The 12,795-nt window shown below is 49.6% G+C and carries 12 protein-coding genes; 8 read left to right on the top strand and 4 right to left on the bottom strand.

Features of this window, described 5'->3' with window-relative positions; all coding sequences use genetic code 11:
* Positions 1-567 precede the first annotated feature (567 nt).
* The 3 genes from AC286M_RS29745 (at position 568) to hemB (ending at position 4,973) form a co-directional block, all read left to right on the top strand.
* Positions 568-1,473: a DMT family transporter gene (locus tag AC286M_RS29745; RefSeq protein WP_488207829.1), complete on the top strand. Its 906-nt coding sequence runs from the start codon at positions 568-570 to the stop codon at positions 1,471-1,473.
* Between the two features lie 213 nt (positions 1,474-1,686).
* The gene (dnaG, locus tag AC286M_RS29740) at positions 1,687-3,690 is read left to right on the top strand and encodes a DNA primase (protein WP_488207828.1); all 2,004 of its coding nucleotides are present in this window, start codon (positions 1,687-1,689) and stop codon (positions 3,688-3,690) included.
* Positions 3,691-3,986: 296 nt separating this feature from the next.
* Entirely contained in the window at positions 3,987-4,973 is a 987-nt protein-coding gene (gene hemB, locus AC286M_RS29735) for a porphobilinogen synthase (protein WP_488207827.1), read from the top strand.
* Between the two features lie 219 nt (positions 4,974-5,192).
* On the opposite strand, the gene AC286M_RS29730 is transcribed toward hemB, so the two are convergent.
* Positions 5,193-5,459, bottom strand: a complete 267-nt coding sequence (locus AC286M_RS29730) for a hypothetical protein (RefSeq protein ID WP_488207826.1) — start codon at positions 5,457-5,459, stop codon at positions 5,193-5,195.
* Complete coding sequence (locus tag AC286M_RS29725) at positions 5,441-6,493, bottom strand: ParM/StbA family protein (protein WP_488207825.1); 1,053 nt, start codon at positions 6,491-6,493, stop codon at positions 5,441-5,443. Before AC286M_RS29725 ends, AC286M_RS29730 begins: the two co-directional genes overlap by 19 nt.
* 209 nt (positions 6,494-6,702) lie before the next feature.
* Here AC286M_RS29725 and AC286M_RS29720 point away from each other — a divergent pair, with 209 nt between their 5' ends.
* From AC286M_RS29720 to AC286M_RS29705, 4 genes are all read left to right on the top strand, one after another.
* Positions 6,703-7,023 (top strand): TMEM14 family protein, encoded by a 321-nt coding sequence (locus AC286M_RS29720; RefSeq protein WP_488207824.1) that lies wholly within the window; start codon positions 6,703-6,705, stop codon positions 7,021-7,023.
* A gap of 132 nt (positions 7,024-7,155) precedes the next feature.
* Positions 7,156-7,971, top strand: a complete 816-nt coding sequence (locus AC286M_RS29715; protein ID WP_488207823.1) for a PhzF family protein — start codon at positions 7,156-7,158, stop codon at positions 7,969-7,971.
* Between the two features lie 130 nt (positions 7,972-8,101).
* Positions 8,102-8,434 carry a hypothetical protein gene (locus AC286M_RS29710; RefSeq protein ID WP_488207822.1) on the top strand — a complete coding sequence of 111 codons (333 nt, stop codon included), beginning with the start codon at positions 8,102-8,104 and terminating at the stop codon, positions 8,432-8,434.
* Positions 8,435-9,516: 1,082 nt separating this feature from the next.
* On the top strand, positions 9,517-10,281 hold the full coding sequence (locus AC286M_RS29705) for a THxN family PEP-CTERM protein (protein ID WP_488207821.1): 765 nt from the start codon (positions 9,517-9,519) through the stop codon (positions 10,279-10,281).
* A 40-nt stretch (positions 10,282-10,321) separates the two neighbouring features.
* Here AC286M_RS29705 and AC286M_RS29700 read toward each other — a convergent pair whose 3' ends face one another.
* Together AC286M_RS29700 and AC286M_RS29695 are read right to left on the bottom strand one after the other, a co-directional pair.
* Positions 10,322-10,792: a tetratricopeptide repeat protein gene (locus tag AC286M_RS29700; RefSeq protein WP_488207820.1), complete on the bottom strand. Its 471-nt coding sequence runs from the start codon at positions 10,790-10,792 to the stop codon at positions 10,322-10,324.
* A gap of 185 nt (positions 10,793-10,977) precedes the next feature.
* Positions 10,978-11,760 carry a hypothetical protein gene (locus AC286M_RS29695; RefSeq protein ID WP_488207819.1) on the bottom strand — a complete coding sequence of 261 codons (783 nt, stop codon included), beginning with the start codon at positions 11,758-11,760 and terminating at the stop codon, positions 10,978-10,980.
* A 247-nt stretch (positions 11,761-12,007) separates the two neighbouring features.
* On the opposite strand from AC286M_RS29695, the gene AC286M_RS29690 reads away from it, so the two are divergent.
* Entirely contained in the window at positions 12,008-12,760 is a 753-nt protein-coding gene (locus tag AC286M_RS29690) for a response regulator transcription factor (protein ID WP_488207818.1), read from the top strand.
* Positions 12,761-12,795: the final 35 nt, after the last annotated feature.

The following is a 12,795-nucleotide window of genomic DNA, read 5'->3' as shown; positions in this document are numbered from 1 at the left end:
AAATCAAACCACACCACGACACATTTCTAAAGTTGCGATCGCGACTTTGCCGATTTAATCATTGCTTCTTGGTTTAGAGTGATCCCTTGTTGTGAGGTGTTGTGTTTATTTTGGGTATCTGTATGTGGCACAACTTGTTGCACTGATTTCAGATATCTGTTGTGACAAAACCCGTTTAGTGGGAGCACTTGTCCCCAACTCCCCGCTGGAAGACAGTTGCCTCCCCTAGACCCCTCCCCAAAAGTTAACGCGTTGAGCATCAACAGCATTCTGTTAGAGCTAATAGGTTTGGCGTTCTGCCAAACCGAAAACAGTCCTCACAAATAACGCCCAATCCACCCCAGCAAAGCGAAGCGATTGAGACTACTCACCGATCACCTCGTCCGTGGGGGCCTGGGGCGACGGCACGCACCAGTGGGGGAGTCTGAGGGGGCTAGTCCCCTCAGAACCAACCTCCAACTCCCAACCTCCAACTCCCAAAAACCAACCCAAAAAACCAATCCAAAAACCAACCCAAAAACCAACCCAAAAAACCAACCCAAAAAACCAACCCACTGAGGAAACCCCTTGCTCAACTATATCGGCGAACTCGCCGCCCTCACCGCCGCCTTCCTCTGGGCCGCATCCTCCGCCATCTACGGACGACTTGGCGCACACATCACCCCCCTACTACTCAACCTATTCAAAGGACTAATTGCGATCGCACTCCTCCTTCTGACGCTGATCATCCGTCATGAACTCGGAGCCGGACTACAACCCACCTTCGTTATCCTGCTGCTGATTAGCGGAGCCGTTGGCATTGGCCTAGGAGACACCGCCTACTTCGAAGCGCTCTACTGCCTCGGTGCTCGCCGTGTTCTGCTAATGGAAGCGCTTGCCCCACCCCTTGCGGCCCTAATCGCTCTGATATTTCTCCAGGAAATCCTCAGTTGGCAAGCCTGGACGGGCATCCTTCTCACTGTTGCAGGCGTCACCTGGGTGATTACTGAACGTACGGCTGAGTCCCCGGCAGAACTCCACGCTACCCGCCAGCAAACCCGACGCGGTCTGATCTTTGGCTTCCTGGCAGCGCTTGGACAGGCCAGCGGGGCAGTGCTGTCGCGAGCCGCACTGGCAGAAACCGATACCAGCCCGCTTTGGAGTACTCTGCTACGATTAGCGGCTGGGGTGATTGTGATTCTATTGCTGATCGTTTGGCGACGGCATCCAGTGCGATCGCAAACCCTATTCCGCTCGCCCCAATTACTTGGTATTGTTGCAATCACAGCCTTTTTCAGTACCTATCTAGCCATCTGGCTCCAGCAAATCTCACTCAAATTTGCCGCTACGGGCATCGCTCAGGCCCTCAGCTCCACGAGTCCTCTATTTATCCTGCCGATTGCCGCTGCATTTGGTGAAAAGATTAGTCTGCGAGCAATTTTAGGAGTCTGTATTGCGCTAGTCGGCGTCTGGATTCTGCTGCGCTATCGCTAGCCGTTGAACCAGATTCCAAGCCTGAAATCAGTGCATTTGATCTACATATCGATTACAGTTGAAGCAGGGACTTCAACGATTGCTGACTCGGTGAACGGGTTTTTGCTACTCCATCACTAGCGCTCAAATAACAATTTTCATTAATTACTACCCTACAGCTAGAATTTCCGACACAATAGAACCACACTATATCCTTCTCGCCAAAGGAATCCTATGGAGATTCCCCGCCTACACCCCGATACCGTTGAACTCGTCAAGCAGCGCACCGACATTGTCGATGTGGTGTCGGAGCATGTCGTGCTGAAAAAGCGCGGCAAGGATTTCTTAGGTCTTTGTCCGTTCCACGAAGACCGCAATCCCAGCTTCACCGTCAGTCCCACCAAGCAGTTTTACTACTGCTTTAGCTGTGGAGCTGGCGGCAACGCCATCAAGTTCCTGATGGAGCTGAATAAGCAGTCATTTAGCGATGTGGTGCTGGATTTAGCCAAGCGCTACCAGGTGCCCGTGCAGACAATGGAGCCGGAGCAGCGTCAGGAACTCCAGCGCCAGCTTTCACTGCGAGAACAGCTCTACGAGATTTTAGGATTAACGGCCAAGTTCTATGAACATGCGCTGCGGCAGCCCGATGGTAAAGCGGCGCTAGCTTATCTAGAACAGGAACGTTATTTAGACGAAGCTACGATTCAGGGATTTCAGTTTGGCTATGCACCGGGTGGCTGGCAGACACTCTATGGTTATCTGGTCGAACAAAAACACTATCCGGTCGAGCTGGTCGAAAAAGCAGGGCTGATCATCCCGCGCAAAAATGGTGATGGCTATTATGACCGCTTCCGCGATCGCATTATGATTCCGATTCGCGATCTGCAAAGCCGGGTGATTGGCTTTGGCGGACGGACGCTGAGCGGCGATGATCCGAAATACCTCAACTCCCCGGAAACGGAACTGTTTGATAAAGGTAAAACCTTATTTGGATTAGATAAGGCCCGAACTGCGATCGCAAAAGCTGACTGCGCCATTGTGGTGGAAGGCTACTTTGATGTGATTGCCCTGCACGCCAACGGCATTGAAAATGTGGTGGCCGCCCTGGGCACGGCGTTGAGCAAGGTGCAGGTCAAGCAGCTGCTACGCTACACCGAATCCAAGCAGGTTATCCTCAACTTTGATGCCGACGCTGCTGGCAATAAAGCGGCGGAGCGAGCGATTGGCGAAGTCGCCGATCTGGCTCATCAAGGCCAGGTGCAGCTGCGGATTCTCAATATCCCCGATGGCAAAGATCCAGACGAGTATCTGCAGAACTATTCAGCCGGGGAATATAAAGCGCTGGTGCGGGAAGCCCCCCTCTGGCTAGATTGGCAGATTCAGCGCATTCTGGTCGATAAAGATTTGAAGCAGGCTGATCACTTCCACTCAGCCACCCGTGAGGTGACGGCATTTTTGGCCGACATTGCCAGCGCTGATTTGCGGACACACTACATTCGCCAATGTGCCGAACGGTTCAGCCAGGGCGATAGTCGGCTCGTGCCGCTGCTGGCCGATAATCTTTTGGCGCAGGTCCGGCGCAAGCGCCGCCGCGCTCCCGATGGCGCAGAAGACAAAACGCCACCTGCCATTTCCATCAGTCTGCTCGAACAGGCCGAAGCGGCCCTGCTCCAGCTCTATATTCATGCAGCTGATTCTCGCGCAGATGTCGCCCAAGCGCTGGAAGAGCGAGACTTGCAGTTTAACTTTTCCCATCATCGGTTCTTGTGGCGGCAAATTTTAGAACTCCAGGATGAACTGGAGCAGGACAGTAACCCCCATCGGGCCGGAGCCGATCTAGTCATGCTCTTGCGCGATCGCTGTGCAGAATTGCCCGATCAGCTCAATCAGGTGCAGCATTTGTTCTATCTGCATGAAAAGAGCAAGCGCGACATCTTGCGCGGTTCGTTGGTGATCCGGGCTGCGGTGGCCTGTTTGGAGCGGACGCTGTGCGAAAAGCGCTGCCGCTACTTTCTCCAGCTTTGGTCAGAAACCGACTGCGACACCGCCTTAGAGCTGTGCCAGTACTATCAGCAGCAAATCTACGCTGAGAAAAAGCGCATCGAAGAACTTGATCAGCAACGCTACGTCAGCTTTGAAGACATCGCTCAACTACCCTGGATCGGCGATTTTTACAGCGGTCTGGAATCAGGTGGAGAAGCTGAAGTTGTTATACCAACCGGAGCTGAGCCACTATAAAAATTAGTCAGGATAATAACGTAGATTGCAGATGCTCTCTCATCTCAATAACGAGTCAAGAACTATCGATATTGCGCAGTTACATCGAATAATGCGGATCGCTCTATACCCCTGACTCTCTACTCGTCATTCCTTACCATCTGCTTCACAGAACGTAATAAAATCAACGCATTTCCGGTCATCTCACCCCTTAGACTTAACTAATGGATTAAGAAACGTATTGATAAACATCCGTGCTGCAACGCCGGATTGAATCCAAAGTCATCTAGCCAGCTTTCAATTCATCGATAAAGACTATGTTCCCCATTCAGCGTCCTCGTCGTCTCCGCAGCCACCCTCAACTCCGGCGTATGGTGCGTGAAACAATCATCACCACCAATGATTTGATTTATCCCCTGTTTGCGGTTGCCGGAGAAGGCATCGCTCAGGAAGTGAAGTCGATGCCCGGTGTCTACCAGCTCTCCATCGACAAGATTGTTGAGGAAGCCAAGGAAGTCTACGATCTCGGCATTCCCGCCATCATTCTGTTTGGCATTCCCGCCGATAAAGATACAGAGGCCACGGGCGCATGGCACGACCACGGCATTGTTCAGGAAGCATCCCGCGCGGTTAAAGAGGCAGTGCCTGACCTGATCGTGATTGTGGACACCTGCCTGTGTGAGTACACCTCCCACGGTCACTGCGGCTACTTGGAAGTCGGTGATTTGACTGGACGGGTACTGAACGATCCAACGCTGGAACTGCTGAAGAAAACCGCTGTTTCCCAAGCCAAAGCAGGTGCTGACATCATTGCGCCCTCTGGCATGATGGACGGCTTTGTGCAGGCGATTCGCTCCGGTTTAGACGAAGCTGGATTTACCCATATTCCCATCCTGTCTTACGCGGCCAAATACGCCTCGGCTTACTATGGCCCCTTCCGCGATGCGGCTGATTCGGCTCCTCAATTTGGCGATCGCAGAACTTATCAAATGGATCCCGGCAACGGCAGAGAAGCGATTAAAGAAATTGAACTCGATGTGGCCGAAGGCGCAGACATGCTGATGGTCAAGCCTGCCCTGGCCTACATGGACATCATCTGGCGGGTGAAAGAAGCCTCGAATCTACCCGTTGCGGCCTACAACGTATCGGGCGAATACTCGATGGTGAAAGCCGCTGCTCTCAACGGTTGGGTTGATGAAGAGAAAGTCGTCATGGAAACGATGACCAGCTTCAAGCGCTCCGGTGCTGACTTGATTCTCACCTACCACGCCAAAGATGTCGCTCGCTGGCTAGCTGCCAAATAGTTTTCCGTAGATTGCATTCGCGCAGCAATGCACCACACTAGGAAGAGTTGCAATATCAATTAAGCTTGCGTCTACCAAGCTCCTAGGGAATGCGGATTTAATTAAGGTGAAATCTTTAAGGTAGGGACACGGCAATGCTGTGTTCCTACTAATTAATCCACAATCCTAAGAGCAAAAAGAAGCCGGATGGTGACCATCCGGCTTCTTTCGTTGAGAACCTTATGCACCAATCAAATCATCCAGTTCATCTAGGGCCTCACAGGTTGGAGCAGTGCTAGCACTAGTTCGCGCTGATGGCATCGGTCGAGCACCCATCGCAGGCGCACCAGCAGAAAACTGAGGAGTGCGGGCGTACAGGTAATCATCGGAGTAGCGGCGAAAGACGGCTTCCACCGCAGCGCGAGCATTTTTGAGTCCCCATTCAGCGGCGATCTGCTCGGCTTTTTCAATTACGTCTCGGCTGAGTCTTACTTTGTTGTCATGCATAGCTGAGTATCTTGAGAAAGTAAAAATAAACCACGAACATTAGCAAACTGAGGATCGCCCATCACAGTAAACAGCTTGCGTCCCGCCAGTCGCTCTGTGATCAGATGGGAGCCGCCACCTGTCACTAAGAAGCGGGTCACCCGCGCCATATAGGGCGTGTACTGAGCTTTCACCGTTTGAAAAATACCTTTGAACCACGGATCGAGATGCTCATCCAGCCAGTCTGACCAGGATAGACCCGTATCCGCGTAAACGTGATTTACCCGAAATCCGTCCATCACGATGCTGGGATCAGCACTGGTACCGAGCGCCATCGTTAACCGCTTGTCAAAGCTGATCGAAGTCGCTAGCTCATAGGTGCCGCCACGATTCATCACGTTTTCATCGATTACATCACCTTCCGCATCAATCAACCGCGTTAGCCAAGTGCCGCCGCCGATATCGACCACAATTGTGTAGCCGCTATCGGGGATTTGGCCTTCTTTTCTAGCGTGATAGTAGGCACCCATACCTTCCCGCGCGACGGTAATGGTTTGGACATCAACCTTGAATTGAATACCATTGCGGACGAATTCGTGCTTGCCTAAAAGCTGCTCTTGAATGGCTTTGCCATGCTTCGCGGGTTCTGGCGTTGAAAGGTATAAGTCCAACGGAAATTCTGAAACAACACCATTGATTGGCTCCAAGCAGGCGTAGAGATGGAGACGGGCCAGTTCAACTTTGTTTTCAATCACCGTTTGCTGCTGACGACGATATTTGTAGGCTTGGGCACCAAAGTGATGACGGCTGCCGTCGGCTAGCTCAATTAGCGGCGAAGCGTCAGAACAGCGAACGGCATCGCGACCTTTGGGCAACTGATAGCGAACCGAACGAATCGCTTTGGGATGCCCGGTGCCGTCATAAAATTTGAGGTCATAATTGCCAGCGTCTAGGGCGAGGATGCGGGTTGTTTCGGTAGAATTAGGCAAATTCTCTGAGGCAGAGGACGCACTTTTACTTGTGGTAGTCTTTCTCTGTCGGGTTGCTGTTGTCATTGGTTATTCCCTGAATCCAATTGTGGAGGTTTGTCCCCAATTAGTACACTTGAACTATATCGCATCTCGCGGTCAGGTCAAGCCTTAACTAAAATTTTTTCGGCTAAAGCAATCTCCTATCCCTAGCTAGAGAGCTTGCGAAGCTAATTCCTGGTAGGCTTTCCTGAGATTCTGAAAACTGATAATTGGTTTGAAGTTTTGTTAACGAGTTGGGTGAGGATCAAATGGATGCAGGTGCGATCGCAGCTATCGTTTACGGAGTATTAACCTTTGTCGGCGGCATCATTGGCTATGTCCAGGCCAAAAGTACACCGTCGCTGATTTCAGGCATAATTAGCGGGATTTTGCTGATTGCAGGCGGTATTTTGTCTCTCAATGGTGTTGCCTGGGCTGAAACCGCTGCACTGGTTATTACCGTACTGTTAGTAATCGTTTTTGCTTGGCGATTGATCAAAACCAAGCGATTTTTTCCAGCAGGGTTAATGACAGCTGCTGGGATTGCGGCCATTATTGTGATGCTGACAGGCTAGAACGGTTCGTCTGATTACAGGTGGCGTAGAGGCGGGTTTTGGTGTTAGGTGATCGATTAAACCTGACAATGTATCGGCTAAACCCGCCCATAAAAGGGTGTATCAACAAATTCATGCAATCAAAGGCAGATTATGGGATTAAAAATCACTCAGGTCGATGCGTTCACGAATCAGCCATTTGCGGGTAATCCCGCTGCTGTCTGTGTTCAATCTGAACCGCTGGATGAATCGCTGATGCAAGCGATCGCACTTGAGATGAATTTGTCTGAAACCGCTTTTCTTTGGCCCTTGGCAGACGGGTTTAGTTTGCGCTGGTTTACGCCTGCCACCGAAGTGGATTTGTGTGGTCACGCTACCTTAGCCAGTGCCCACACGCTATGGACAGAGGGCCATTTACCGACGGATCAAACGGCTCGGTTTCAGACCCGCAGTGGCTTATTGACAGCAACGCTCAAAAACGACTGGATAGAGCTAAATTTTCCCGCCCAGCCAGCAACGGAATATCGCGTTTTGCCTGAATTGATTAAAGCCCTAGGTGGCATCAGCGTGGTCTACGTTGGCAAAAACCGGAATGATTATCTACTGGTTGAAGTTCGCTCCGAAACAGAAGTCAAAGCGCTACGGCCAGATTTTGGCTTGCTGAAAACGTTGCCTGTGCATGGCGTAATTGTCACCAGTCAGGCGGAAGCGGGCAAAGACTACGACTTTGTCTCCCGCTTTTTTGCACCCGCGTATGGCATCAACGAAGATCCCGTAACGGGTTCGGCACACTGCTGTCTCGCTCCCTACTGGCGAGCCAAGTTGGGCAAGGATGAAATGCTGGGCTATCAGGTTTCTAGCCGGGGTGGTCTTGTGAAAGTCAGATGTGATGCAGGTAGCAAAGAGCGCGATCGCGTTTGCCTCAGCGGTCAAGCTGTTACTGTGATGAAAGTGGACTTAATGTGCTAGAAGGCTATCTAGTGCTGTGTCAAATCAGTTTTGATGGTTGATATGTCGCGCAAAACGCGACATATCAACCATCAAAAAACTACCCAAACAACGTTGACAAACCGCTAATGCCGTACAGAATCTAATATCCATGAGAGCAAGACTTGAGAATGAGGTCATTTATCTACATCAAGACGATGTGCCTCAGTACAAGAAGAAGGGCTCAGTCGTTCGCAACACGTTTTTCTGGGCGCTACAGTCCATTGCCGGACGCGCCAGATTCGATGAAGATTGGGAGTTTGAATCAGAAGTTTGGATTGCGCTGGGTCGCATGTTAATGCACTTCACGGAGTCAGGATATCTCGGTTATTCAGAAACCACCTTGGAATTTCCCTACGAGACAGAAATTCCCAGCGTTTTACGAGATGTTGCAACCTGGACAGCATCGGAGGATCAGCTCGAAGACGAGCTAGAAGGAACTTGACCCGATCCCGAGATTTACCAATTACTCAAGCTTGATTAGCCGCAACGTCACAAAACTGCCATAGCTAATTCGCTAGTGATGTACTAACGATTTGCGATCGCAACATCATCTTTAAGCGGGAGCAAGCATTTTTTGACCGACTAATGTATTCGCAAATAGTTTGCCAAAAAATAAAATCAGTAAGTTATAACCCTTGCATCAACGCGATTTGAGTTATTTTCTTGTCAGATAAATTGGCGGAAGCTACATCGCTTTTCTGCCCTTGGGACAACCCTTTTGATAGATGCGAATTCATTCATTAAGTCTAATGTTGAACTAGTTCAAAAACGAACTCGCAATAGACTGATTCGCCTATGCAAGCAATATATTTTCAGCATTTATTCGCTTTAGACGTGATTAATGGCCCAATTAGGCTTTTTCTAAGGCTTTAGTACCGAAGTCTTATGCAATTTGTAAAGGCTTTATAAGAGTTGAAGATGGCTTCATCAACGCAGCTCTTATAACTCTTTTAGGGTTATGACATATGAAAATGGGACGGAATTACCGACGTAAAAACCAACACCTATGGTGCGACAGTACTGGGATATTCACTTAATCTTTAAATATGAGACGAAGAATATTGAAGTCATCAAGTCAGTTCATTGTTTAGAGAAGGGTGAATAGAGTTCTGGTCTGCATTTGAATGCAGTCTGCGCTATTTGTGACTTCAACATCAATATTCTGGTTCCCAATGAACCGAGAGGTTATTCAAATTTTGAAAAAGGTTGGTTGGTTTATTTGATTCTCTTAAAGATGCTGCTTTTTTCTAGTCAGCGTTAATACTGAAACATTAGGCTTTTGCTAGCGGTTGCGTCGAACCATGCATTTTCGCATCGATAAGCCCACTGTAAGAGTGCTGAAAGAGTGCTAACAAGAATGTTGAGTCACGAAGCCAGTATTTAGCCGCAGTTAGCTGATTAATAATTTCTTCACAGTCAATCCACTTAGACGCTCGGTTTTGCTGTGTTATTAGCCATCAGCTTAGCCATCAAAAACTATCTATTTTATTTTTGCTATTGATTAAAGACTATGGTGCGTTAGATATGGTCAACTATCTTAAGAAACATTCTACTTCTGGCGTTTCTAGCATTCTGGGGACTTTATCTATTGCAGCCTCTATTGCGGCGAGTCTAACGGGATTAGGTGGCTCATTTGCAGCAGAGGCCATCACGCTCACGTCAGTGTCAGGTACCTGGTCAGATCCGCAAGACGGCACCGATATTCTCTACGTCGAGCAAGATGGGGCTAGCCAAATTTTCTGGGGAGAAGCCAGGTTTGAACAACTAGGCCAAAGTGGGCTCAGTTTTCTCGGCAATCAAAACATTGAAATTGAAACGGAGGAGGCATTTCGGGTGGGTCAGCTGACCCACTTCAATATGCCCGTCATCACCGGCACAGCCGTTAGTGCTGTTGATCTAACGCTTAGCCTAATCCTGGGCGACATTAGTCAATCCAACGCGTTTGAATTCGTTTTTAGCATCGAAGAAACACCCAATGGGACAGTTGAAGAGTGTCCCTATATTGGCATTCCACCCTGCCCGGATCGGATTTCTTGGACAAGCCTAACGTCTTCAGACACCATTACGATCGATGGTCAAGCCTATATTCTTGAGCTTTTGGGATTTCAAGATCCAGTCACGGGTGCTTACGAAGACGGTTTCATTTCTCAAGAAGGCAGCAGTAATCAATCCCTGTTATACGGCCAACTCGTTTTAGCGCCACCGAGCCGACCTGTGCCTGAACCAGGTATATGGATGGGGCTTGCCTCCGTGGCTGCATATGGTGTTTACCGTTGGCGTCGCTCGTGAAGACGCAATCGTGAAGATGCAGTCGATGTTTCACTTCGCCTTAACTCAGCTTGGCGCTGCATTCTAGAATCATGCGCTGATTTTCTAAGTTGTAAGGCTGTACTTCAAGCGCCTGGTGAAAGGCATCAATCGCTAGCTTGTATTCGCCCAGTGCGGCATAACACAGCCCCAGACCGTGTAGTGCCCCAAAATGGATGGGCACCAGATCAATGACTTTTAGGCAATCTGCGATCGCAACCCGATAGCGACGCTGAATGTAATAGAGCACGGCTCGCCGATTCCAGGCTTCAGCAAAATCGGGCTGGTCGCGTACCACTTCCGTCAACACCTGCTCGGCTTCCGTGAGTCGCCTGGCCTCCATCAGCATTTGGGCCCGCATCAGCTGCTGGTAGCCATACATTCCCTTCTGCTGAAACCACAGTTCCCACAGCTGTTCTGTAGCGCGATCGCGAACCTCTGAGTCGGCACTCTTAAGCTGTTCAAGTAAAAGCTGCGTTTGTGGATCATTCATGAGATGAGTAAATGGTGAGATAGGTCTAGTAGGTTCTGTTAATCTGCGATCGCGTCGTCGAGGCTAAGAATGCTCCCCAAAATAGCAGGCTCAGACATTGGTAGTTGGTGAGAATATCCAGGTTGTCCAGGAATATATCCAGGTAATGAATTTTGAGAACTACCTACCAGTTTAGCGGTGAGGGCTTAGCTGTTCATGAACCAGCCCAGCACCAAAACAACTAGAGTCAGGATCAAGAACCAAAGAAGCGATTGAAACGAAAACTGAATACCGGCCCCTTTAGGTGTTTCGGGCAGGATGTTTTGCAGCAAATTTTGGACAAATCGAGCAACCGGAACCCGCTGTGTCCAATGAACGCGTTCAATGATAAACGTACAGTTAACCAAATAGCGGTAGCTCGGTTCAGGATAGCGGGCAGATTGGGGTTGATGCAGCAAGAGCTGGAGAGAAAAGGTAAGCTGTTCGTAGCGGGAGAGATTTTTTGCGATCGCAAGATTGACCAGTGGCACTTTGTTGATCAGCGCATTGCCGCTAGCCTGCGGATCGCGCTGAAACGTATTTTCCGCCGTGATCATTTCCTGCAGCGTCTGTTTGGGATGCACAATGCTCGGCACCTGCGATTGAGACAAATCAATCGGCATACCCGCTGGCAGCCGCACAACCCGTTTAGTTTGCCGCTTCAAATCAGTGACAGCACAATAGTCCCAATCGATATAGAGCGGGACAGTATGCGACAAGTTTCGCATCGCAATGGCCAGCGCATTTAGCGGCTCAAACCCATAAAACGGGCGAAACTTAAAGTCAATCGCAATTAAATCAATTAAATCATTCCGCTCCAGTTCAGCCTGTAGAGCCTTACGATCTAAGCGAATAGTGACCTGATCCTTGAGCGAATCGATGGCACGGAAAAAAACCAGCACAATGCAGGTTAAATAGACCATCAAAATAATGAAATCGCGATCGCTCATACTCGGCACATCGCTGGCATTAACTGGGAACTGACAACGCCTTTGTCGTAACACATCACAGGTTCATTCATTGAGACCTGTAGCGAAATCGTAACTGTACTTCCCAAGCTCACCTAAACTTAATTTCTACCTTAACCAATAGACCAATAAAATGAGGATGTAACAGACCTGGCTTACTTTGGTAAGATCGGCCTGGATATGCTTTCGGGTCAAGTTATCGAGCCGTCACTACACATCGCATTCAATTATGTTGACATTAGAAAATTCTCGGGCTAAAGCCCAGGTTGGATTGGGCCGAATTCTGGTGGTTGAGGATGAAGAAATTATCCGCGATACCGTTGCCTTGGCTCTGACTGATGAAGGATACGATGTTATCACGGCAGAAGATGGGCGGCGAGCTTTGGAAATCATGACGGAGCTGCAAGATGCTCAGGCCCATGAAGCGCAGTCTTTTGATCTGGTTGTGCTTGACCTCATGTTGCCCCACGTTAACGGGCTGGATCTGTGTCGCCTCCTGCGCCACCAGGAAAATAATGTCCCCATTTTAGTGCTCAGCGCCAAAGGCACAGAGACAGATCGGGTTGTTGGCCTAGAAGTCGGTGCAGATGATTATTTGACCAAGCCATTCGGCATGCGTGAACTCATCGCTCGCTGCCGTGCTCTGCTCCGTCGCTCCCGTGGCTCCCAACCTCCCAGCACGGATAGTACCATTCGCTTTGACGATATCGCCCTCTACCCCAGCGAATGCCGCGTCACGGTACGCGACCAGGATATTAATTTATCTCCCAAAGAATTCAAGATGCTTGAACTCTTTATGGGCAGTCCTCGCCGAGTTTGGTCTCGCGATCAGCTAATTGAGCGCATTTGGGAACCCGATTTTATGGGCGATAGTAAAACCGTAGATGTCCACATTCGCTGGCTGCGCGAGAAAATCGAAGACGATCCCAGCAATCCCAAGTATCTCAAAACAGTACGCGGCTTTGGCTACCGCTTTGGGTAGATTTAAATCACGGAATTCTCTAGCAGATTGCTATG

Source organism: Thainema salinarum CENA647 (genome assembly GCF_057732415.1).
Note: the sequence above shows the minus strand (reverse complement) of the source record. Positions and strands in the feature narration are given on the sequence as shown.

What these genes read in the sequence shown, in the direction of transcription:
- dnaG (WP_488207828.1), top strand. Translation starts at nt 1,687, where the DNA reads ATGGAGATTCCCCGCCTACACCCCGATACCGTTGAACTCGTCAAGCAG.
- hemB (WP_488207827.1), top strand. Translation starts at nt 3,987, where the DNA reads ATGTTCCCCATTCAGCGTCCTCGTCGTCTCCGCAGCCACCCTCAACTC.
- AC286M_RS29730 (WP_488207826.1), bottom strand. Translation starts at nt 5,459, where the DNA reads ATGCATGACAACAAAGTAAGACTCAGCCGAGACGTAATTGAAAAAGCC.
- AC286M_RS29725 (WP_488207825.1), bottom strand. Translation starts at nt 6,493, where the DNA reads ATGACAACAGCAACCCGACAGAGAAAGACTACCACAAGTAAAAGTGCG.
- AC286M_RS29715 (WP_488207823.1), top strand. Translation starts at nt 7,156, where the DNA reads ATGGGATTAAAAATCACTCAGGTCGATGCGTTCACGAATCAGCCATTT.
- AC286M_RS29710 (WP_488207822.1), top strand. Translation starts at nt 8,102, where the DNA reads ATGAGAGCAAGACTTGAGAATGAGGTCATTTATCTACATCAAGACGAT.
- AC286M_RS29705 (WP_488207821.1), top strand. Translation starts at nt 9,517, where the DNA reads ATGGTCAACTATCTTAAGAAACATTCTACTTCTGGCGTTTCTAGCATT.
- AC286M_RS29700 (WP_488207820.1), bottom strand. Translation starts at nt 10,792, where the DNA reads ATGAATGATCCACAAACGCAGCTTTTACTTGAACAGCTTAAGAGTGCC.
- AC286M_RS29695 (WP_488207819.1), bottom strand. Translation starts at nt 11,760, where the DNA reads ATGAGCGATCGCGATTTCATTATTTTGATGGTCTATTTAACCTGCATT.
- AC286M_RS29690 (WP_488207818.1), top strand. Translation starts at nt 12,008, where the DNA reads ATGTTGACATTAGAAAATTCTCGGGCTAAAGCCCAGGTTGGATTGGGC.